Raw genomic sequence first — 22,638 nt, 5'->3', positions numbered from 1 at the left:
TCAGGTTAAGAGGGAACGCACTTTTTCGAGCGCCTCTTTGATCCCTTCCGGATTCTTCCCCCCGGCCGTTGCAAAGAAGGGCTGACCTCCTCCGCCCCCCTGTATGAATTTCCCCAGTTCCCTTACGATCTGCCCGGCATTCCAGCCTTTTGCATTAGCAAGGTCCTTTGAAATATAACAGCTCAACAAAGCCTTACCGTCCTTTTCCGACCCAAGCAGAAGGAATAGGTTGTCTACCTCTTGCCCCATCTCAAAGGAGAGGTCCTTCATAGCTCCGGCATCGAGGTCCACTTCCCTTGAAAGAAATTTGTAGTCTTCTCTTTGTTCCAGCTCCTTTTTGATCTCTGCTTTGAGGCCTTTTGCCTTGTCTTTTTGCAGGGCTTCTATCTCTTTTTTTAGCTGGGCATTTTCCTCAATGAGGCCTTCGATAGCCTTTACCGGGTCTCCACTACTCTTTAAACGGGCTTTGATCTCGTCGAGCTGTCCTTCTTTTTCTTCATAATGGTTCAACACGGCATCAGAAGTAATGGCTTCGATCCTGCGCACCCCAGCAGCGATCGCCCCTTCTGAAACGATCTTAAAATGCCAGATCTCGGCAGTGTTCTTTACGTGTGTGCCTCCGCAGAGTTCAATGGAATTCCCAAATCGAATGGTACGGACCTGGTCACCATACTTTTCACCAAATAGAGCGATGGCGCCTTCCTTCATGGCTTCCTTCATGGAAACCTGGCGGTTTTCCTGCAAGGGTAAGTGTTCGTGAATGCGTTCGTTGACAAAATCCTCTACTCTCGTAAGCTCCTCATTTGTAAGTTTTGCAAAATGCGAGAAATCGAACCGCAAATGACCTGGATGTACGGCCGATCCCTTTTGTTCCACATGGGAACCTAAAACATTCCTTAACGCTTGGTGTAGCAGATGGGTAGCGCTGTGATTCCTTTCCGTATTTGCCCTCGCAACCTTGTTTACAACGGCCGTCAGGGACTCGTTCAGATGCTTGGGGAGGTTTTTGGCGTAGTGCACGATCTCGTTGTTCTCTTTTTTGGTATCCAGGATATAGACCACATCCCCGTTGGGTACTTCCAAATAGCCCATATCCCCTACCTGTCCGCCTCCTTCCGGATAGAACGGGGTCTTGTCAAAGACCAGCTGAAACTGGGTCTTATCCTTCTTGGTCGTGATTTTCCGGTACTTCACCAGCCTCACCTCCGCTTCGAGCTGGTCGTACCCGAGGAACTCCTGTTCCCCATTGGTGTGAACTACCTGCCAGTCGTCCTTGGCCACCTCGGAAGCCGACCTCGAACGGGATTTCTGCTCCTGCATGGCCTTTTCGAACCCTTCTGTATCCAGGGTATATCCTTTCTCCCCCAAAATGAGGCTCGTCAGATCTATGGGGAACCCGAAGGTATCGTATAGTTCAAAGGCCTTCTGACCGTCGACCACTTTGCCTTTGGTCCCGGAAATGACCTCGTCCAGAAGGACGAGCCCTTGTTCCAGGGTTTTTAGAAAAGAATGTTCTTCTTCCCGTACCACGTTCTCTATCAGGGCCGACTGTCGTTTCAATTCGGGGAAAGCAGTACCCATTTGAGTCACGAGTACTTTCACCAGCTTGAAGAGGAAGGGTTCATGAGTCCCGAGGAAGGTGAAGCCGTATCTCACGGCCCTTCTCAGGATGCGCCTGATGACATAACCCGCTCCGTTGTTGCTCGGTAACTGCCCATCTGCAATGGAAAAAGCCACCGCCCTGATATGGTCTGCCACCACACGCATGGCGATGTCCTTTTCAGGATCCGATCCATATGCTTCCCCGGTGATCGATTCCACCTCCTTGAGGATGGGCCGGAAGATATCGGAGTCGTAGCTGGAGTTGACCCCCTGCAGCACCATGGAGAGGCGTTCGAACCCCATCCCCGTATCCACGTGTTTCTCGGGAAGTGGCTCCAAAGACCCGTCGGCTTTTCGGTTGTATTGTATAAAAACGAGGTTCCAGATCTCGATCACCTCCGGGTGGTCCTGATTCACAAGGCTGGCGCCTGCCACCTTGGCTTTCTCTGAAGCCGGCCTTATGTCTACGTGGATCTCCGAACAGGGTCCGCAGGGGCCCTGGTCTCCCATTTCCCAGAAATTGTCCTTCTTGCTCCCCAGAATGATGCGGTTTTCAGGGACAATAGCTTTCCAGAGGTCATAGGCCTCCTGATCCAGTGTGAGATTATCGTCCTCGCTCCCCTCAAATACCGATACGTAAAGGCTCTCCTTGTCGATCTTGTACACTTCGGTCAGTAATTCCCAGGCCCAGGCAATGGCCTCTTTCTTGAAATAGTCTCCAAAACTCCAGTTGCCGAGCATCTCGAACATGGTGTGGTGGTAAGTATCCTTTCCCACCTCTTCCAGGTCGTTGTGCTTCCCGCTTACCCTGAGGCATTTTTGCGTATCCGCAATTCGCGGGTGTTTGGAAATGCTGTTTCCCAGGAAATACTCCTTGAATTGGTTCATCCCGGCATTGGTGAACATCAGAGTGGGATCATCCTTGATCACCATGGGGGCAGAGGGCACGATGGTGTGGTTCTTGCCCTTGAAAAAAGACAGGAATTTTTCACGTATCTCGCTGGAAGTCATAGAAAAAACTAAGGTTATGGTAATTTTAACGCTATCTGCAAAACAATTTTTATATTTGTTTGTTTTGATACGTTGGAAGCACAAAAATAGGATAATTTACATACATGTCTAAAGTTAAGTACTATTACGACCCGGACACGCTTTCCTATCGGAAAATAGAGCTCAAGAAATCCCGTCGTTATAGGAACATCTTCCTTTTTATCCTGGGTTCTGCCCTTTTTGGCTTCCTCGGCCTCATCTTCCTCCTCAACACGAATATCCTGAATACTCCCAGGGAATTATCCCTTTCGAGGGAACTAAAGAATTACGAGCTCAGGTTCCAACTGCTCAATAAAAAAATGGAGCAGATAGAACAGGTCCTGGCCAATATTGAGGACAGGGACAACAACATCTACCGCCTGTATTTTGAGGCTAACCCTATCCCTGAGGAGCAGAGGCGGGCCGGTTTCGGAGGGGTGAACCGCTACAAATCCCTCGAAGGCTTCAACAATTCGGAAATGATCATCGCGACGACCAGGAGACTGGACGTGATCCAGAAACAGATGGTGATACAGTCGCGTTCCCTGGATGAGATCACCAAACTCGCGGAGGACAAGGAAAAACTGTTGGCCGCCATTCCGGCGATACAGCCGGTAAAGAATGAGGACCTGACGCGCATGGCCTCAGGATACGGCTGGAGGTCCGATCCATTTACCAAGGCCCGAAAAATGCACTGGGGGATGGATTTCACGGCTCCTAAAGGAGTTCCCATCTACGCCACAGGAGACGGTATGGTGTCACGGGCAGACAACAATGCTTCTGGTTACGGCAAACATATCAGGATCGATCACGGCTACGGATATATGTCCCTTTACGCCCATTTGAGCAATTACAACGTAAAGAGGGGGCAGAAGGTAAAACGAGGCGACCTCATAGGTTTTATCGGGAGTACCGGGAGGTCTGAAGCCCCCCACCTCCATTACGAGGTATGGAAAGACGAGGAGCGCATCAACCCCATCAACTTCTACTACGGCAGTTTAACCGCCGAGGAGTTCGAGAACATGCTGAAATACGCTAACCAGGAGAACCAATCGCTTGACTAATGCATATAGAACTTCCTGAAAAACGGTATTACGGCATAGGCGAAGTCGCCAGGGCCTTCGATGTGAACACTTCCCTGATCCGTTTCTGGGAAAAGGAGTTCGACGTGCTTCAGCCCAAGAAGAATGCCAAGGGCAACCGCAAGTTCACCCCTGAGGACATCAAGAACCTCCACCTGATCTACCACTTGGTAAAAGAGCGCGGTTTTACCCTGGAGGGGGCGAAGATCCATTTAAAGGAGGAGCGCAAAAAGACCCTTAACAACTTCGAGATTATCCAGAAACTCGAAAAGGTGAAGGCCGAACTTATCAAGATCAAGAACCAGCTCTGATGTAACATTCAGTGCGGTTTTGAGACAAATAGATACCTAACTTTAATTCAGAACACAAATGAAAAAATGGTTAATTCCCGTAATTATCCTGGTGGTGATCGCATTCGGGGTCTACCAGTGGGCGGTAGGATTCAACAACACTGCCGTAGAATACCAGGCCAATGCAAAAACAGCCTGGTCCAATGTGGAGAGTTCCTATCAACGGAGGAACGACCTGATCGGAAACCTGGTCAAGACCGTGCAGGGCGCGGCCGATTTTGAAAGGGGTACGCTTACTGACGTGATCAAGGCCAGAGCAAAGGCCACATCTACAAGCATCGATGTCAACGACCTGACGCCTGAAAAAATGGCTGCCTTCCAGGAGGCACAGACCGGCTTGTCCTCTGCCCTGTCCCGTCTTTTGGTGACCGTAGAGCGCTATCCCGACCTGAAGGCCAACCAGAATTTCCTCGATCTCCAGTCCCAGTTAGAAGGCACGGAGAACAGGATCAATGTGGCCAGAGACCGCTATAATGAAGCGGTGAACACCTACGACATTCACACCACCAAATTCCCCAACAAACTGCTGGCCGGGTGGTTCGGCTTTGAGGAAATGGCACGCTACCAGGCCAATCCCGGGTCTGAGAACGCACCGGACGTAAACTTCGAATTTAACTAGACCGATGGCAGAATCCAAGGTAGAAGCATTTCTGACACCCGAAGAAGAACAGGAGATCGTCGAAGCTATCAGAAAGGCGGAGAAAAATACTTCCGGGGAGATACGGGTGCATATCGAACCAACCACTAAAAAAGATCATTATGAGCGGGCCAGGGAGGTTTTTCAGGAACTGGAGATGAACAAGACCCGGCATGCAAATGGGGTACTCCTGTACATCGCTGTCCTGGACAGGACCTTTGTCATCTATGGAGACCAGGGCATCAATGAGGTGGTTCCTGAAACTTTTTGGAACGATACCAAAGAGGTGATACAGGGACATTTTAAGCAAGGTCGTTTCAAACAGGGGATCGTCGAAGGCATCCTGAAGGCCGGGGAGGAACTGAAAGAACACTTCCCTTATCGGAGCGATGACAAAAATGAATTGAGCAATGAAGTATCTAAAGGTTAACATCCTTCTTCTTTTCCTGTGTGTCCTTTCCCAGGCGCAGGCTCAGTTTACCATCCCTGACAAGCCTACGCTTCAAACCAGCGTATATGATTACGTATCCCTTCTGTCCCAGAGCGACCGCAAAGCCCTGGAAGAAAAGCTCATCCGGTATTCAGACACCACCTCCACCCAGATCGTGGTGGCGATCATCGCCTCTACCGAAGGGGAGGACATCAACTACCTGGGCGCCCAGTGGGGTCAAAAATGGGGCATAGGACAGGAAAAGGAAGATAACGGGGTCCTGATCCTGGTAGCTAATGACGATCGAAAAATAGGCATCAACACAGGCTATGGGGTGGAAGGAGAACTCACCGATGCCATGTGCAGCAGGATCATCGACCTCATCATCGTACCGGAATTCAGGAAAGGGGACTATGCCAGCGGACTCAACAAAGGAGCCGATGCCATCTTCCAGGTACTCAACGGGGAATTCCAGAAAGCACTTACGGAGAATTCCAATCCAGTATCCAAAGGGGTGAAAGCCATTGTGGTACTGACCTTGATCCTTTTTGCGATCTTTGTCATTGTACTGATCATCATCTATTCGAACCGCAAGAACAAAGGAGGCGGCAGAGGAGGCGGGCGACATAAAGGACTGGATATCTGGGATGTGATCATCCTGAGCAATATGGGCCGTGGCAGCTATAAAGGCGGTAGCGGAAGTTTCGGAGGCGGTGGTTTTGGCGGAGGAGGCTTCGGAGGCGGCTTTGGAGGCGGTGGTTTCGGAGGTGGAGGCGCGTCCGGAGGATGGTAAGACGCAACCCGTACCGCATTCCTCCCTCTCACTAAAAAGAAAGATATGTCATTGAGATACCTTTTACTGGGATGTATATGCCTGACCTTCCTGGGCTGTCTGAAAGAAAAGGATATCGATTGCTCCCTCGTTCTTTGTGCCGCCGGGGATTCCATCAATCTCGAATTGATCTCCGAAGGCCAGAATGTGATCTCCAATGGGACCTATACCCTGGAAAATATAGAAGTAGCGGGGGCCACCACCGAAGAATTGCAGATAAAGGTTTTTCCTGATTCCCAAGGGGCTACTTCGGGCTATATGCAGATTTCGAGTTTCAACTGGAAAGCAGGCACCTATAACTATACCATTTTCCTCTCCAATGATTGGGAAATCGATATTTCCGTAAGCTTTAAGGTTACCAATTATCCCTGCTGCGGGGACCGCCTTGAGATCCTGGAACTATCTTCCCGGAATACCTTTGTAGAATACAGGCCTAATTCCGGATTATTTACGATCATTCTGAACTAGGTCCTATTTCTTCCGCATAAAGATGGTCACCGGCACCCCTGTAAAGTCGAAGTGCTCCCTGAGTTTGTTCTCCAGAAAACGCTTATAAGGTTCCCTCACGTACTGGGGCAGGTTGCAGAAAAAGGCAAATTGCGGATAGGGCGTGGGAAGTTGGGTGATGTACTTGATCTTTACATACTTTCCCTTGTAGGCAGGGGGTGGGGTATGTTCGATGATCGGGAGTAATACGTCATTTAATTTTCGCGTAGGGATCCTCTTAGAGCGGTTTTTGTAAACTTCCACAGCCGTTTCTATGGCCTTGTAGATGCGCTGTTTGGTAAGGGCCGAGATAAACAGGATAGGGACATCTGTAAAGGGTTCAACAGCCTGTTTGATGACTTTGGTATATTGCTTTACGGATTGGGTATCCTTCTCCACCAGGTCCCATTTGTTTACCAGGATGACGATCCCCTTATTGTTCCTCTGGGCCAGCCAGAAAATATTCTCTACCTGCCCGTCAAAACCCCTGGTGGCATCCAGCAACAGGATACAGACATCACAGTGTTCGATCGCCCTGATAGACCTCATGACCGAATAGAATTCCAGGTCCTCCCTCACCTTCGCCTTCCTCCTGATCCCGGCCGTATCTACCAGGTTGAACTCAAAGCCAAAGCGATTGTATCTCGTATCTATACTGTCTCGGGTAGTACCTGCGATGTCCGTGACGATGTACCGCTCTTCCCCGATCAGGGCATTGATAAAGGATGATTTCCCCGCATTGGGGCGGCCCACAACGGCGAACCTGGGCAGTTCACTTTCCTGTTCCGTCTTTTCCGGAAGTACTTTCACCAGTTCGTCCAGCAGTTCCCCGCTCCCGCTACCATTGATACTGGAGATTGGGTAGTATTCCCCCAGCCCGAGGGAATAGAATTCCACCGCATCCTGCAGGCGTTGTGGATTGTCGACCTTGTTTACGGCCAGGAAAACGGGTTTATCCACCCTGCGAAGCAATTTGGCTACATCTTCGTCCATGCCGGTGACACCGGTTTCCACATCCACCATGAAAATGACCGCATCGGCCTCCCCAATGGCGAGTTCCACCTGCTTGTCGATCTCCTTCTCAAACACGTCATCGCTGCCCAGGACATAGCCCCCGGTATCGATCACAGTGAATTCCCTCCCGTTCCAGTCGCTTTTCCCGTAATGCCGATCCCGGGTCACCCCACTCACGGCATCCACGATGGCCTCCCGCCTCTGGATCAGTCGGTTGAAGAAAGTCGATTTCCCCACATTGGGTCGGCCCACGATGGCCACAATTGCACTCATAGTTAAAAACTTGGGGCAAAGGTAGCACTAATCGACCAACATTCAAGGTGAGAAGGGAGAAGTAAGGCTGGTATTTCAGCACGCCGACTTTCATTACAAAATCGTATCTTCTCCTGTGTAAAATACCGGTATGAAGCCTCTGCCCAATGAGATCGTTTTGCGTCCCCGCTTTAACCTGGAGCGCAGGGAACCTAAGGAGACCCTCCTGGAAGCCTTTGAAAGGCAAGAAGGAGTGCCCTATCACATCAAGCGGATCGATGACCATGTCTTTATCAAATTGAACCCTGCAGAGGCCCATTTCTGGTCGCCTCAACTCCATCTGGAGATCCTGGAAGAAGAGGATGGCGGAAGCAGGATTCACGGCCTTTTCGGGCCCAACCCTACCCTGTGGACCTTCTTTATGTTCCTGCATTTCGGGGTTGCCACCTTATTTATCATCTTCGGGATATGGGCCTACAGCAGCGCGGCATTAAAGAAACCCTACGGCTGGTTGCTCGGGGCCATGGGTGCCATGGTCGTACTCTGGGTGCTTTTCTACATTATGGGAAGGGCCGGGAAGAAAAAAGGAAAGCCCCAGATGGAAGAACTGCACACCTTCCTGATGGGAGTTCTCAAGGAGATGTAAGTGCCTCAGGACTGATACCCGAATCGGCGTAGCTGATTGCTGTCACTGCGCCAGTCTTTATTAACCTTCACGTAGAGCTCTATGTGTACCTGTTTGTCAAAGAATTGCTCCAGGTCCTTGCGGGCCTCTACCCCCACCCTTTTCAAAGCACTGCCCTTATGGCCGATCAGGATGCCTTTCTGGGAGTTCCGTTCTACCATGATCACGGACCGGATTCGGATGATGTCCTCATCTTCCAGAAATTCTTCTGTCTCGATCTCCACCGAATAAGGGATCTCCTTTTTGTAGTGTTTCAGGATCTTTTCGCGTATGGTCTCGTTGACGAAAAAGCGTTCCGGACGGTCCGTCAGCTGGTCCTTGGGGAAGTAAGGCGGGGCTTCCGGCAGGAGTTCCACGATGCGTTCAAAGACGTTCCGGACATTGAAATTGCTCAGGGCGGAAATGGGATGCAATTCGGCCCCGGGCAGCAGTTCCTGCCAGTACTGTACCTGTTCTTCCAGCAGGGCCTGGTCTGCGGTATCGATCTTGTTGAGAAGCAGGAGGACGGGGATTTCGAGGTTTTTGATCCGTTCAAAGAAGGCCTCGTCCTTGAGTGCCTTTTCCCCGATCTCTACCATGTAGATCAGGATGTCCGCATCCTCGAAGGCCGATCTTACAAAGTCCATCATGGCGCTTTGCAGCTGATAGGCAGGTTTGATAATGCCGGGGGTATCCGAAAGGATCATCTGGAAATCCTCCCCGTTCACAATGCCCAGGATGCGGTGCCTTGTGGTCTGCGCCTTGGAGGTGATGATGGAGAGCTTCTCCCCCACAAAGGCATTCATGAGGGTGGACTTCCCCACGTTGGGGTTTCCTATGATATTGACAAAACCTGCTTTATGTTTTTCCATGCGATAGTTGTGCAAAGTATTTTTTTGCCGCAGCATTCACTTTAGGCGCAAGGTACAACACTGCGATCATATTGGGGATCACCATCAGGGCGTAAGACAGGTCGATCAGGTTCTTTACCAGATCGAGGGAAGCAACGGCCGCAAACACGATCATGACTACAAAATACACATTGTACCATTTCCCGATCCGAGCGTTGGTCAGGAAGGACAAACTCTTTACCCCGTAATAGGAATACGTAAAGAGGGTGGAAAGTGCAAAGGCCGTCACGATCAGCATCAGCAGTTCGTCCCCATACCCGAAAAGGGTACGCCTGAAAGCGGTGAGCGTCATAACAATGCCACTTCCATCTTCGAGGTAGGCCCCGCTGAGGATGATGACTATGGCGGTGAAGGTACAGACCATGATGGTATCTATAAAGGGGCCCAGCATGGCCACCAGGCCTTCCTTGATGGGTTCGTCATTTTTGGACTGGCCGTGGTACATGGGGGCGCTCCCGAGTCCGGCCTCATTGGAGAACATGGCTCTGCGTATCCCGATGATCACCAGGCCCCAGAATCCACCGGTAACCACGGTCTTAAAATTCCAGGCCTCGGTAAGGATCATTTTCAGAGACGGCCAGATGAGTTCTGTATTCATTGCCATTACCACAATGACTGAAACCAGGTAGACCAGGACCATAAAAGGAACGATGGCTGAGGCCACTTTGGCGATCTTGTTGAGTCCGCCGAAGATCACAAAGGAGGTGATCACTGCCAGGAGGATCCCGATCCCCAACTTCCAGTTGAATTCGCTGGAGGCATATACGGTTTCCACAGGGTCGACCACGCTCATAAAGGTCTCGGTGAACTGGTTGGCCGTAAAGACCCCCAGGAAACCGAACAGGCCGCAAATGCAAAAAAAGGTGGCTAGGGGTTTGGCTTTGGGGCCCATTCCCTGGGTGATGTAGAACATGGGACCACCCTGGAGTTTTCCCTCAGAATCAGTGCCGCGGAACATAATGGCCAGGCTGCAGGAATAGAATTTGATACACATCCCCAGGAGGGCCGTGACCCAGATCCAGAAGACCACCCCGGGACCCCCGTCATGGATGGCGATGGCCACCCCCGAGATATTCCCGAGACCTACGGTAGCCGCCACCGCGGCCGAGAGTGCCTGAAAAGAACTCACATCTCCTTTAGCGTTCTTGTCGTCGTATTTCCCTGCGGTGATGGCGATCGCATGGCCAAAGAATCGGTAGGGCAAAAAACGTGAATAGAAGACCAGGAATAGGCCCCCGCCAATGAGTAGGATAAACATGGGCCATTCCGTGTACGGGATCAGGCTGGAAAGAAAATCATTGATCGCCTCCATAGATATGCTTCGCGTCCGAAGGTAGTTATTTTTGGATTTTCAGCCAGCCCCCTGCCTCCAAATAATTCCTGTCCAAATCTTGATATTGCTAAAAAACCGTTGTATATTTGCCGTCCACATCGCGGGGTAGAGCAGTAGGTAGCTCGTCGGGCTCATAACCCGAAGGTCGCTGGTTCGAGTCCAGTCCCCGCTACAAAGAAAGCCGGTCGCTGAAAGCGATCGGTTTTTTATTTGTGGAAAAGCCAAGCCTGCTTGAGCTTTGGAACAAATGAAAAAGCGGCCAGTGCGCCAGCACTGAGACCGGCTTTCTTTGTAAAGCCAACTCCAAGGCCGCTTCCGAACGAAGTGAGGAAGCAATCCAGGGCCCAGAGAAATTCCAAGCACCAAATTCCAAATTCCAAAAACCGAGTTTGCAGAAAAAGGAAAAACCAAAGCCTTGCAAAGCAAGGCGGATGGCTTTCTTTGTAAAGCTACCCCTTAGGCCGATTTCTAAGTGAAACGAAGAAATCAATCCAGGCCCCGGGGAAAATTCCAAGCACCAAATTCCAAATTCCAAAAACCGAGTTTGCGGAAAAAGGAAAAGCCAAGCCTGCTTGAGCTTTGGAACAAATGAAAAAGCGGCCAGTGCGCCAGCACTGAGACCGGCTTTCTTTGTAAAGCCAACTCCAAGGCCGCTTCCGAACGAAGTGAGGAAGCAATCCAGGGCCCAGAGAAATTCCAAGCACCAAATTCCAAATTCCAAAAACCGAGTTTGCAGAAAAAGGAAAAACCAAAGCCTTGCAAAGCAAGGCGGATGGCTTTCTTTGTAAAGTTACCCCCCAGGCCGATTTCCGAGTAAAACGAGGAAATCAATCCAGGCCCCAGAGAAATTCCATCCCGATAAGTATCGGGACCAAATTCCAAATTCCAAAAACCGAGTTTGCGGAAAAAGGAAAAAACAGCGTCATGCGCAGCAAGGCGGATGGCTTTCTTTGTAAAGCTACCCCCAGGCCCTTTCCGTAACGAAGTGAAGGAAAGAATCCAGGCCTCTCGGGAAATCACAAACTACATCCCGATAGCTATCGGGACTATCGCGGTTATCGGGACGGAACCAAATTCCATGCTTCCTCCCACTTGGAACTATTTAAGAAGTCAAACTTCCATCTACATTTGAGCAAATAAAAACCCCTTAATAGCAACAGGCTCCCCGGAATCAAATCGATCCAATGGGAAGCCCGTACCATGTTGAGAACAAAGGAATTATTTTATACGAGTCATCGTAAAATGGGCGGTAATTCCAGCGCTAAAATTCAGGGTCACCGCCTTGGGTACGTTCATATCCAGTTCGTCAAGGGTTACCGTAGCCGTATAATTCCCCAACGGGGCGCTGGTGAAATAGTTATTGTCCCAGAGGTCCCCCGAGTATTCAATAAAATCTACAGCCATATTGGGTCGGTAGGGTTTAAATGTATATCCTTCATTGATATTATGGGTCTTCTGATTCTGGACATCCACATAATTATCTTCTGCCCGGCTCCAGGAAGGGCCATCATCGAGATTATTGTTATTCATATCGATATAGCTGCTCCCCACCTTTAACTTCATTCTCAATCTCCCCCAAAGTTCGGTATCTGAAGGCTGGGTCCCTGTAATCCTTACTATGGAAACCTGATATTCCGGATAGGCGAGGTCACAGTCCCTAATCTGGTACTCAGTAGCCAGTACTACCTTGGCCACAGGAAAGCCTTCTTTGACAAATCGCAATTTATAGGCCAAGGGTGCACCGGGGGAATCCTTTGAATAATTTCCTCCTTCCGCAATAAAGTTGTAAACTTCTTCCGGTCCGTTGATGGCCTGAACCGCACCACTGCCTGAACCGCCAATGATCATCGCGCGTATATTGGAGGAGTTGATGGTCTGCTGGTACTCCGTATCTATCTGTCCGTCAGTGGAACCTACGGCCGCATCGAAAGCTGCCTTTACCTCGGTGATACTCGAATTAGACTCAACTGTGTAAAGGACCATCCTTCCGTAGGTCACCGAAGAAACATATACGGGATTGGCTGCTCCTAATGTGCCTATGTCTGGTAAATTCGTAAACAGATCGCTCGGCTGTCTTCCCGGAGAATTCAGATCCAGTGTAAAATACTTCTGTATGAATTTGAGTACGAAGGTGTTTTTGTAATTGGAAGAACCAAAACTAAGATCCGCAGATACCTTTTTGGTCACTCCCCTGTAATTGGCGCCTATGGCCGCAGACATATGTTGCTCTGAATAGACCTCCGTAATATCCAGACTGATCTGGGCTGGAGTGGCGCCATTCACCTCCCTGTTCAAAAGCTCGTTGATCCCCTCACGGACTTCTGATAATTTGTTGGGATCCTTGATCTCAATGGAAGGGCTGCCTGTAATATTGCTCAGCGAAGTTGAAACGGTGATAGGAGCCCTATCGGCATTGATCCCGATGTACTCGCCCGTAGTAATGGATTCACCTTTCAACAGTGCACCGGGATAAATGACATCTGTGGTAGGATCCAGGGTAAACATTTCATTAAATCCCGGTGCTCCTTTATATGTCCGGGTCACACATTCGAGGGAAGTATCATCGGAGTCTCTTTCAGGTGCTGACGATTCCGTTTGAGAAATGGGTGACTCCTCAGGCTGGTTCAGAGCCTTCAGGTTAGCAACAGCCAGATTAAAGGCAGCTGCCTCATCCACGGAAAATTGAGGTTCTTCTGGCGTATCCACAACCTCATCCTTACTGCAGGACAAGCTGACTGTTAATAAAAGAAGGACCATGATTCTATAAGGCCTTCTTTGCAGATTCATCGAAATTGTTTTCATAACTATTTGGTTTTAAAGATTCAACGAACCAAATCTAGGCTTGAATAGAGGGCAGACCTAATTTCAAGTATGGACAAAGTATGGACAGAGGAGGACAAAATCTTTAAAAGCGGGCATGGACAACACTGATTAGCACCTGGAATTTAGAAGATACTATCTATTTCATTATCAATGTTTTATTAAATATTTCTTGACTCAATCACGAGCTGAGATCATGGACATTACATGGACACAAGGATTTCCGGTTCACGGTAGACGGTTTTTGCAATTGGATTTTATAGGTATCTTGTTGCTAATCAATTCACTTCCAATGAGAATAATCACGATCCTCTTCATTCTGTGTTTCGGGTATTCAGTACCCGGAAATGCACAAAACATGTTGCCCATCGATAGTCTGCTTTCGGCTTACAACGCCCAGGACCCGGATACCTTGAAAGTCCGTACGATCAACCATATTGTCAACTACTATATGTACAGGGATCCGGAAAAAGCCAAACAATTTGCACATGAGGAACTAGATCTCTCCCTCAAATTGGATTATAAATCGGGTATATCCCTCGCAAATTATCAGTTGGGCATAGTACATAATAATATGGATCAAATAGACTCGGCAAGGTTCTATTACACCTCCAGTCTTCAACTCGCAAAACGTATCAATGAAAAGATATATATCTCCCAGGCGCAAAGAGGTTTGGCCATTCTAGAGTTCAGCCAGGGAAACCTGGCCGCCGCCGACAGTATCAACGACCTCGACCTGGAATTCACTATTCGGGAGAAAGACAGTACGGGGACTGCCCTCGCTTACGACTTTAAAGGAACGATCAATCAAAATCGCGGGTATTACTCCATAGCCCTTGCCAATGTCTTGAAGGGGCTGAAGCTCTTTGAGTTGCTGAGGGATTCTATCAGGATTGCAGATTGTTACAACCACCTGGCCACCTTGGAGCACAACCTGGGCAATCATCAAATGGCCATTGATTACAATACCAAAGCGCTGAGTATTTATGAGGATTACGACGATACCTATTACCAGGCTCAGGCTCTGAACGATATAGGGGTCATGTATATGACCCTCAAAAATGAAAATGAAGCTATTTCCTTTTTTGAGAAAAGTATTGAAAAGTCAAGAAAAGCAAAAGTTCAGAGTTTGGAAGCGGCCGCACTGACGAACTTAGGGTCTACTTACCTCCAGATGAACGCAGTGCCTCAAGCCATCGAAAAGCTCAACCAATCCATCGCACTATCGGAAACTATCAAGGCCTACCGAAGGATAGCCATAGCTAAAAATAAATTAGCCGAGGCGTTTTTAGAGATGGGGAACCCGGAGAAGGCCCAGACCCTTTCCCAGGAAGTTCAGGCCTATGCCTCAGAAACGGAGAATAAATCCATACTGTCCGAAGCTTTGAAATTGAACAGCCAGGCAAACGAAGATTCAGGAAATTACCGACGCGCCCTGGAGATGCACAAATCATATGCCCAACTCAGTGATTCTCTGTTGGACTCAGAAAAAATGAAGAAGATTGAAGAGCTTCGCATCATCTTTCAAACCGAAAAAAAGGAGGCCGAGATCGCTCTTCAACGCGAAGAAATCAACACCCTGAACGCGAAGGCCAAAATCGACCAGCTCAACAAGGGGCTCTATGCCGGAGGGATGGCGTCTGCCCTTGCCCTGTTCGGACTATCCGTGTTTGGGTTTCGTCAGCGACTCAAAAAGAACCGTATCGCCCGCGAAAAACAGGAAGCAATCTACAGACAGGAAATCGCCCATAAAAAGAAAGAACTGGCCAGTCAGACTCTGCACCTCGTACAAAAGAATACTTTCATACAGGAGTTAAAGGAAAACCTGGAAAGCATAAAAAATTCACCGGAGAAGTTCAAGATGGAGTTCAGGCGTATTGTGATGCTGCTCAAAAAAGAAAATGCCTCCGATAAGGACTGGGAAGTCTTCAAGACCTATTTTGCAGAGGTTCACAACGACTTCGATCAAAAACTCAAAACCCTTTATTCAGATATTTCGGAAAAAGAAATCCGCCTGGCTGCCTTTTTGCGCATGAACCTCACCACCAAAGAGATTGCCGCTACAATGAACGTCCTGCCAGACAGCATCCTGAAGTCGAAATATCGGTTGAAGAAAAAATTAGGACTGGGCAAGGAAGTGGACCTGAACTCTTTTTTAAGTTCAATTTAAAGTTCCATCCTACAGGGCAAAAATTGTTTCCTTTTAAAAATGGTAACTTTCACCTTATTTCCTATTTCAGCAGATGTAAATCCCAAACCTATCCTCGCAACCGAACGCCTTGTCTTAAAGGAACTATGCCCTGATGATGCAGAGGTTATGATGCATCTGCATTCCTAGCCGGAGGTGCAGCGTTTTACAGGAGAAGGGGTCATCACCACAGGGGAAGGAATCCGAAAGAAGATCCAGGAAAAAATGCACGGCCACAAAACCTATGGGTACGGGAGGTGGGCTACGATCCTGAAGAACGGAGAACATTTCATGGGCTGTTCCGGTTTGGCATATCTCTTTGAATTTGAAGAAATTGTTGTTGTATACCGTTTCCTGCCCGAGTTCTGGAAAAGAGGCCTGGCGACGGAAGCTACACGGGCTATTCTGGCCTATGCTTTTGAAGAACTCAAATTGAAACGCATTGTCGCCATAGCGCTGACTGAGAACAGAGCATCGATTAGGGTCATGGAAAAGACGGGGATGAAGTTCGACATTCTGAAAAGATTACCATTGAACAGATTTCATCAGTAAAACCCCTTGTATGCCCAATTCTGTGATATCCTCATTCTTATTATTCAGCCTTTGCTGAGCGAACGTTTCTCTGAACCACAGGGAATCATCAAATTTGTTCATTTCATCCTTAACAATTAGTTTTATAACTGCCCTCAGGGGCCCATACATTCGAACTATTCATTTTCCGGCTATGCGGGAGAAAATAGTTCAGGTTCGACTCAAAGAATACTTATTTCAATCCATGATGCAAAAATTAATTTTAACATCCCTGGTCCTGATCAGTACCGGGATACTCAGAGCACAGGCAGTTCTCGATGCCGATGCTTCCGATCCGGTTAAGATGGGTTGGATGCAAGGTTTCCCTCCCCCAAGTGGCAAAATAGTCTCGGCCATAGATGGCAGCTTCTTTAAGTTCCCGGCATTGAGATACAGCGTTTGCCATATGCGGGAGTTTATGCCCACCACCGTAGTAAAAGCTTCGGGGGAAAAAGGATATCATTTTAAATCGAGATTAGACGAGAATATTGACAATCTTGTCTTTACCCCCCATAACAGCGAAAAATCCATGACCTGGCGGGAATCCTTGGCAGCAAACTATACGGACGGAATGCTCGTTTTACATAAAGGCAAGATTGTCTATGAAAGATATTTTGGGGAACTGAGACCCGATGGCCTCCATGCCGCCATGTCTGTAAGCAAGACCTTTACAGGGACCCTAGGAGGTTTACTCGTAGCGGAAGGGGTACTGGATGAGAATAGAAGAGGAGCAGACTATGTTCCGGAACTAGAGGGATCTGCTTTTGGCGATGCCACCGTAAGACAGATCCTGGATATGACAACCGGCCTGAAATACAGTGAGGATTATTCCGACCCCAAAGCGGAGATATGGGCATTTTCTGCTGCCGGCAATCCTTTTTCTAAAACAGAAGAGGGACCTTCAAATTATTATGATTATTTAAAAACCGTTCAAAAGGAAGGGGAGCATGGGGAGGTGTTTGGGTACAAAACGGTAAATACCGATGTGATGGGCTGGATCGTTTCCAAAGTTACCGGCAAATCCATTCCCGACTTATTGTCAGGAAGGATCTGGAAACCATTGGGGGCCCATTTTGATGGCTATTTTCAAATTGATGGCGCAGGCATAGCATTTGCCGGAGGGGGATTCAGTGCCAATATGCGAGATATGGCCATGTTCGGAGAAATGGTCCGTAAGAAAGGAAAGTTCAATAAGAAACAGATTTTGCCTGAGTCGTTGATCGAAGACATCATGAATGGTGGCGACCGGGAAGCCTTTGGCAAATCGGCGTACAGCTCGCTGAAAGGCTGGAGCTACCGCAATATGTGGTGGCATACCCACAACGAGCACGGTGCTTTTGCAGCCCGGGGGGTTCACGGGCAGACCATCTATATAGATCCCGCTGCAGAAATGGTGATTGTCAGGTTTTCCTCTCACCCTGAGGCCAAAAATTCAAAAATTGATCCCACATCATTGCCCGCCTATCATGCCGTGGCGAAATACCTGTTGACCAAATAACCCCCATGTTTCCCCCTGAAGATTTGAAGAATGTGCTGCAACCCCCTTTTAAACATCATGCACCCCTGAGATAAAGATACATGCAACGGCAAAAACAAACCGATCTCACCCATATTCACCTTTGGAAAACAATTTGTTTCCTCGTCTTTGGAGTACTGTTCTGCACCCAAATGGTCTTGGGGCAATCCGATACCCTTGTATTGGATGATCAAATCAGGGTGGTTGGCGAGATCAAGAAAATGGAAAAAGGGGTATTAGAAATAGATGTTCCATATGGGGATGAGGTTTTTAAGATCAAATGGTCAAGTATCAAAGAAATCCATACCGAATCCAGATTCCTCGTGAGTTTAAGGGACATGCTCTACAACGGGAGGGTTTCCAGCACTGCTGATGGCAGGATCAGGGTCTATGATAAGGATACGCTATTCGCAGAGGGTCACCTCAAGGAGATCGTCTATTTAAATCAGATCAAAGAAGGTTTTGCCAATAGATTTAGTGCCGCAGTGGAACTTGGGTTCAACGTAACCAAAGCCCAGGATATGCGTCAGTTTTCCTTCCGGAGTTCGGCCGGTTATAAATCAGATTCCTGGTGGTTGGAAGCATCATACAATATGATCCGTTCTTCCCAGGATAATACGGAACCCATCCAACGCACGGATGGGTTGTTGAATTACAGGCGACTGCTTTTTCGCAAATGGTATGGGATCGCCACCTTATCGACCCTTTCCAATACGGAGCAGCTGATCGACATTCGTGCCAATACTCAGCTGGGTGCAGGCAATTACCTGCTCAGTACGAACAAGCTGCATTGGGGGATAAAAGCTGGTGTAAACAACAACTATGAACTGTTTTCAAATGATCCTGAAAGCCGCACAAGCTGGGAAGGGTTCCTGGGGACGGAGCTGAACATCTACGGAGCGCGTGATCTCGATCTCAGCATTATTTATATGGGGTATTCGGGCATCACCGAGGAAGGGCGATACCGGGCTGATGTGACTTTCGATCTCAAGTATGACCTCCCCCTCGACTTTTTTATACGTTTGGGTGTCGCATACAATTACGACAACAGACCCGCTGAGAATGCCAGTCAGGTAGACTATGTTTTCAGAACAGGGATTGGATGGGAATGGTGATAAGGACTTGCCTGAATATGAGATTCAGAGTGTTTAAAAGGATTTGTTCCTGCCTGATTCATCCTGATGTAAGCGCCTTTTTACTCAACATCCTTCATTCGATAAGTCTCAGTTGCTGAATTAAGCTGGGCTACATCCTATCCAGGTCCCCGGACGGATATTCTATGCTCCCTTTAAGTTTTTTTATAGTCTCCGGATCAAATTCCGGTAATTGAAGTTCTTCGTTTTCAATCCATTTGTTCACCTTGGTTTCCACCTTGTCTTTTTTGGCTTTTGACAGCCCTTTTTCCTCTGCTATATAAATCCTTTGCGAAGGATACGCGAATCCACTTCCACTGTCCTCAATGACCTTGGCTAACCTCAGGTTGATATCTTCCTGTATCCCCAGGTAATCGTTCCAGTCCTTTGCGCGGGTATAGGCATAGATCTCCACCTGAAGGGAATCGCTGGCATATCCCAGGAATCGCACCCTTGCCGGATTAGGGTCTACCTTGGGATGGGCATATAGGATTTTGCGGAGTTCCACCAGTACAAATCGCATTTGATGGGACGTCGTCTCGTGTCGCAGTCCGATAGTCTTATGGTACAAAAAGAGATCTCGTTTCGAAAAATTTTCTATCAAACGGGAAGAGAAGTCAGCATTAGGGACCGTTACCACCGTCCGGTGATTGGTTCTGATCCGCGTAGAACGCATCCCAATTTTTTCTACTGTTCCCAGGGTGTCGCCAAACCTGCAAAAATCTCCGACACTCACCGGTTGGTCAAAGACCACGGAGAGCCCGCCAATCACATTTTCTATGGTCTTTTGAGCCCCGAGGGCAAGGGCTATCCCACCCACACCCAGTGCTGCAAGACCTGCCGTTACATTCATTCCAATCGTATTGAAGATCATGAGCAGAGCCGTTATGATCAGGATAAACTTGGCTGTATTTCTGAAGAATGAAATGGCAGAGAGACCACCGAAATGTCTCCGATCCCTCATTCTTGCCTCCACAGCCGTCGTCAGCGCATCCGTTAGTAGCCATATGAAAATGAACAAAGCCGTCCACATAGCGATCAGATTGAATACACCCAGGGCCTGCCTGACAACAATTGAAATTCCCAAAGCCCTTGAAACTTGTAACAAAATGAACACCATTACAACCAAACGCAGGGGAATGAGCAGGGTCCTTAGTATTCTTTTGTATCTGTTGTGTTCGTAATTCTTCCAAATCGATCTGACCATCCTCCCGAGGAAAACCGTAAAAAGCCAGGAAAGCAGGTAAGTTCCTATGGCCAGTAAACCAGTTATTATCCATTCGTTTACCGGAGCGCCTTTCCATTTGGATGAAAACAGACCTTCGGTATCGGGTGCAGATGCATCTAGGTCAGAGACGGCAGATACCTCATCTATAAAACTGGTCAGGTTTTGGGTCGAGATCAGCCATAAGGCGACCCCCTCTGAACCGGCCGTTTTCTTTAGGAAGACGGGAGTGATTTTACCCTTGAAAGTAATACTGCCAACCCATTCCATATCCGGTACGAGACCATCATCCTTATTCCCCTGCGGATTTGCGCTGATCAGGTTAATGGGTGTGATTTTGCCATACCGGTCCAGGACGGATTTAAATTGCATGACGAAACGAACAGAAGTAGCCTCATCCGCATTTTCACTGACACCCATGAGGTCCGTGTACTGAGAAGCCTGGAGATAATCCTCCCTGGCCAGGGAATTGAAGAAACCCATCACTGTACCCTTGGGATTTGACCTGCCCAGAGAATCCTCGATCCCTTCATTTTCCTGTATACTCTCAGTGCTCTCCGGAGAGGTGGGAATGATTTGACCTGCCTTTATATCCTGTACCAGGATTGAAAAAAGTCCAAGAACCAGGTAGAAATATCGCCTTTGCATGCTTTAAAATAAATTAGATCCGTTATGGTCCATTGGTCGGACTAGGCCTTTTAACCAGTTAAAATGTACATAAATAAAGAGAATTTACGGAATGGATACCTGGTAAAAAATTGAAATCCCAAGAGGGATCCTGCTGGGCCCAGGGATATGATGAGGGCCGTACATAAATGACAGCCCCTTATCCTGATTCCATATGCGACTTTTGGCAATCGTTCGGGCACTATACAGGGAATCGCGAATTCTGTAGTATATTATGTCATTTAAAAACCATCCATGATCCATTTTTTTAGAAAACTCAGACAATCCCTGCTGGAAGGGAACAAATTCAACAGGTATTTGTTATACGCCCTTGGGGAGATCATCCTCGTGGTCATGGGGATCCTCATCGCCCTTCAGATCAACAACGCTAACGAAGATCGAAAATCTGCCATTCAGGAGGAACTGTACCTAAGGCGTTTACTCACAGAAAACAGGGAAGATATCAGGACCTTTACCCAAAACATAGCAGACCTAAACAAAGGGATCGAGACCATCAAGGGTCTTTCCAAAGCCTTAACTGAACCGGACCATTCAGATGAGCAATTGCTGTTAGCAGCCCGGGATTTCTTTCAATATGGGAGTATCTACCCCGTCTTTTCTTCTTCGACCTCCACTTTTGACGATCTTTCCAGCACAGGAAACCTAAAGTTGATCCGAAACACAGAGCTAAGGGAACAAATCGTAAAACATTATGCCAAACACAAGCAGATCAGTGAATGGATTCGCGTCGGGACGGAATGGGCCTTACCCAATGATGCCCCTTTCACCTATTCAAACAGTATCATGAGATTTGAACCGGCTTCTGCATTTTTGTTCGGGGACCAGCTCCCGGCCGACCTGGTAGCTCATTTGAGGGATAAAAAAATTGAGTACATTAACAACGCAGCTGTACACTTCTGGATAAACAGGGATGCTATAGACAGACTGGAGTCCCTTGTATTGGATACCACCATAATCATTGATGAGATCGATAAAGAACTCAACCGATGACTTCACCTGTACACTTCGTGATAAACCTAAAAAATTATTGATCTAACCCCTTACACATGCTAAAATTCTTCAGGAAAATCCGTCAATCTTTGGTTGCAGAAAATAAAGTCTCCAGATACTTCCTGTATGCCATTGGGGAGATCATCCTGGTCGTCATCGGTATCCTCATCGCCCTCCAGATCAATAACTGGAACCAGGACCGGCTCGACCTGAAAGAAAAGCGAAATCTGCTGGAAAAGGTGCAGCTTGAATTCCGGGCTAACAAAGTATTGATCGCCGACCATAAAGCCGCTTGTCAACAGACTATGAAAAACCTGAATAGCCTCCTGGAACTGGTCGGCAGCAAGCGGGAGACCCTGGAGGCTTATAATCTGGACAGCCTGTTCTACAACAGTTTCCAGGGTGAAGAATTGGGGCTTTCCGATAATTCCATCAACAGCATCATCCAAAGCGGACAATTGAGGCTCTTTAAGAATGAACCCATCACCACCTTATTTCAGCAATGGAACGCCCTTTCTTCAATCAGGGTAAGACGGGAGGAAAAACTGGATTACTGGACCAACAACCACTTCATCCCATTTTTGTTATCCTTCATTTCCTTCAAGGAAATGGATTCGAATGCGGGCTACTTCTGGTCAGGAAATTCCAACTTAAAACCGGATTATTATCTCCTCTTCCAAAAAATAGAGTTTGAAAACCTGCTCGACAACACCCTCTGGATGAACCAGCAGGTCCTTTTACGCCTGGAAGAGTCCGAGGCCCTGATCGAGGAGATCATTCGGGAAACGGAAATCCGTTAACAGGAGTGAGCCTGGGCCGACTCTTTTTCCATTCACTTGAGCTTTCACGGAAAAATTGAGTATCATTGAAGTGCCGAAAAAAAAGGT

The 22,638-nt window shown here is 48.1% G+C and carries 20 protein-coding genes and 1 tRNA gene; 14 read left to right on the top strand and 7 right to left on the bottom strand.

Annotation, left to right across the window (positions count from 1 at the left end; translation table 11 throughout):
- On the bottom strand, positions 1–2,613 hold the full coding sequence (gene alaS, locus GWK09_RS14410; RefSeq protein ID WP_163694173.1) for an alanine--tRNA ligase: 2,613 nt from the start codon (positions 2,611–2,613) through the stop codon (positions 1–3).
- Between the two features lie 104 nt (positions 2,614–2,717).
- On the opposite strand from alaS, the gene GWK09_RS14405 reads away from it, so the two are divergent.
- Genes GWK09_RS14405 through GWK09_RS14380 form a run of 6 tightly spaced genes read left to right on the top strand, consistent with a single transcriptional unit; the run spans position 2,718 to position 6,430 of the window.
- Complete coding sequence (locus tag GWK09_RS14405; RefSeq protein ID WP_163694172.1) at positions 2,718–3,695, top strand: M23 family metallopeptidase; 978 nt, start codon at positions 2,718–2,720, stop codon at positions 3,693–3,695.
- Complete coding sequence (locus tag GWK09_RS14400; RefSeq protein WP_163694171.1) at positions 3,695–4,024, top strand: MerR family transcriptional regulator; 330 nt, start codon at positions 3,695–3,697, stop codon at positions 4,022–4,024. Before GWK09_RS14405 ends, GWK09_RS14400 begins: the two co-directional genes overlap by 1 nt.
- A gap of 58 nt (positions 4,025–4,082) precedes the next feature.
- Complete coding sequence (locus GWK09_RS14395) at positions 4,083–4,682, top strand: LemA family protein (protein WP_163694170.1); 600 nt, start codon at positions 4,083–4,085, stop codon at positions 4,680–4,682.
- 4 nt (positions 4,683–4,686) lie between these two features.
- Positions 4,687–5,130 (top strand): TPM domain-containing protein, encoded by a 444-nt coding sequence (locus tag GWK09_RS14390; protein WP_163694169.1) that lies wholly within the window; start codon positions 4,687–4,689, stop codon positions 5,128–5,130.
- Positions 5,111–5,923, top strand: coding sequence for a TPM domain-containing protein (locus GWK09_RS14385; protein WP_163694168.1), 813 nt, complete (start codon positions 5,111–5,113; stop codon positions 5,921–5,923). The genes GWK09_RS14390 and GWK09_RS14385 overlap by 20 nt, the downstream gene beginning before the upstream one ends.
- 45 nt (positions 5,924–5,968) lie before the next feature.
- The gene (locus GWK09_RS14380; protein ID WP_163694167.1) at positions 5,969–6,430 is read left to right on the top strand and encodes a hypothetical protein; all 462 of its coding nucleotides are present in this window, start codon (positions 5,969–5,971) and stop codon (positions 6,428–6,430) included.
- Between the two features lie 3 nt (positions 6,431–6,433).
- Here the strand turns inward: GWK09_RS14380 and der are convergent, their stop codons facing one another.
- Positions 6,434–7,735, bottom strand: coding sequence for a ribosome biogenesis GTPase Der (gene der, locus GWK09_RS14375; RefSeq protein ID WP_163694166.1), 1,302 nt, complete (start codon positions 7,733–7,735; stop codon positions 6,434–6,436).
- Positions 7,736–7,865: 130 nt separating this feature from the next.
- Here der and GWK09_RS14370 point away from each other — a divergent pair, with 130 nt between their 5' ends.
- On the top strand, positions 7,866–8,360 hold the full coding sequence (locus GWK09_RS14370; protein ID WP_163694165.1) for a GTP-binding protein: 495 nt from the start codon (positions 7,866–7,868) through the stop codon (positions 8,358–8,360).
- 5 nt (positions 8,361–8,365) lie between these two features.
- Here GWK09_RS14370 and era read toward each other — a convergent pair whose 3' ends face one another.
- Positions 8,366–9,250, bottom strand: coding sequence for a GTPase Era (gene era, locus GWK09_RS14365; RefSeq protein WP_163694164.1), 885 nt, complete (start codon positions 9,248–9,250; stop codon positions 8,366–8,368).
- A complete protein-coding gene (locus tag GWK09_RS14360) occupies positions 9,237–10,601 on the bottom strand; it encodes an alanine/glycine:cation symporter family protein (protein ID WP_163694163.1) in 1,365 nt (454 codons plus the stop codon). The genes era and GWK09_RS14360 overlap by 14 nt, the downstream gene beginning before the upstream one ends.
- Before the next feature lie 120 nt (positions 10,602–10,721).
- Between GWK09_RS14360 and GWK09_RS14355 the strand changes: the two genes are divergently transcribed.
- Positions 10,722–10,794: transfer RNA gene (locus GWK09_RS14355), tRNA-Met, on the top strand.
- On the opposite strand, the gene GWK09_RS14350 is transcribed toward GWK09_RS14355, so the two are convergent.
- The gene (locus GWK09_RS14350) at positions 10,792–11,343 is read right to left on the bottom strand and encodes a hypothetical protein (RefSeq protein WP_204260479.1); all 552 of its coding nucleotides are present in this window, start codon (positions 11,341–11,343) and stop codon (positions 10,792–10,794) included. The genes GWK09_RS14355 and GWK09_RS14350 overlap by 3 nt on opposite strands.
- A gap of 497 nt (positions 11,344–11,840) precedes the next feature.
- A complete protein-coding gene (locus GWK09_RS14345) occupies positions 11,841–13,424 on the bottom strand; it encodes a thiol-activated cytolysin family protein (protein ID WP_163694161.1) in 1,584 nt (527 codons plus the stop codon).
- A 310-nt stretch (positions 13,425–13,734) separates the two neighbouring features.
- Between GWK09_RS14345 and GWK09_RS14340 the strand changes: the two genes are divergently transcribed.
- The 4 genes from GWK09_RS14340 (at position 13,735) to GWK09_RS14325 (ending at position 18,831) form a co-directional block, all read left to right on the top strand.
- The gene (locus GWK09_RS14340) at positions 13,735–15,612 is read left to right on the top strand and encodes a tetratricopeptide repeat protein (RefSeq protein WP_163694160.1); all 1,878 of its coding nucleotides are present in this window, start codon (positions 13,735–13,737) and stop codon (positions 15,610–15,612) included.
- Positions 15,613–15,786: 174 nt separating this feature from the next.
- Positions 15,787–16,182, top strand: coding sequence for a GNAT family N-acetyltransferase (locus GWK09_RS14335; protein WP_163694159.1), 396 nt, complete (start codon positions 15,787–15,789; stop codon positions 16,180–16,182).
- Positions 16,183–16,408: 226 nt separating this feature from the next.
- On the top strand, positions 16,409–17,698 hold the full coding sequence (locus GWK09_RS14330) for a serine hydrolase domain-containing protein (RefSeq protein ID WP_163694158.1): 1,290 nt from the start codon (positions 16,409–16,411) through the stop codon (positions 17,696–17,698).
- An 80-nt stretch (positions 17,699–17,778) separates the two neighbouring features.
- A complete protein-coding gene (locus GWK09_RS14325; RefSeq protein ID WP_163694157.1) occupies positions 17,779–18,831 on the top strand; it encodes a DUF481 domain-containing protein in 1,053 nt (350 codons plus the stop codon).
- 130 nt (positions 18,832–18,961) lie between these two features.
- Here the strand turns inward: GWK09_RS14325 and GWK09_RS14320 are convergent, their stop codons facing one another.
- Entirely contained in the window at positions 18,962–20,722 is a 1,761-nt protein-coding gene (locus GWK09_RS14320; protein ID WP_163694156.1) for a mechanosensitive ion channel family protein, read from the bottom strand.
- A 273-nt stretch (positions 20,723–20,995) separates the two neighbouring features.
- Here GWK09_RS14320 and GWK09_RS14315 point away from each other — a divergent pair, with 273 nt between their 5' ends.
- Both GWK09_RS14315 and GWK09_RS14310 read left to right on the top strand, forming a co-directional pair.
- A complete protein-coding gene (locus tag GWK09_RS14315) occupies positions 20,996–21,751 on the top strand; it encodes a DUF6090 family protein (protein WP_163694155.1) in 756 nt (251 codons plus the stop codon).
- Between the two features lie 56 nt (positions 21,752–21,807).
- Entirely contained in the window at positions 21,808–22,551 is a 744-nt protein-coding gene (locus GWK09_RS14310; RefSeq protein ID WP_163694154.1) for a DUF6090 family protein, read from the top strand.
- The last annotated feature ends 87 nt before the right edge of the window (positions 22,552–22,638 follow it).

It is taken from the genome of Muriicola jejuensis (assembly GCF_010671595.1).
GTDB classification, from domain to species: Bacteria; Bacteroidota; Bacteroidia; order Flavobacteriales; family Flavobacteriaceae; genus Muriicola; species Muriicola jejuensis.
Note: the sequence above shows the minus strand (reverse complement) of the source record. Positions and strands in the feature narration are given on the sequence as shown.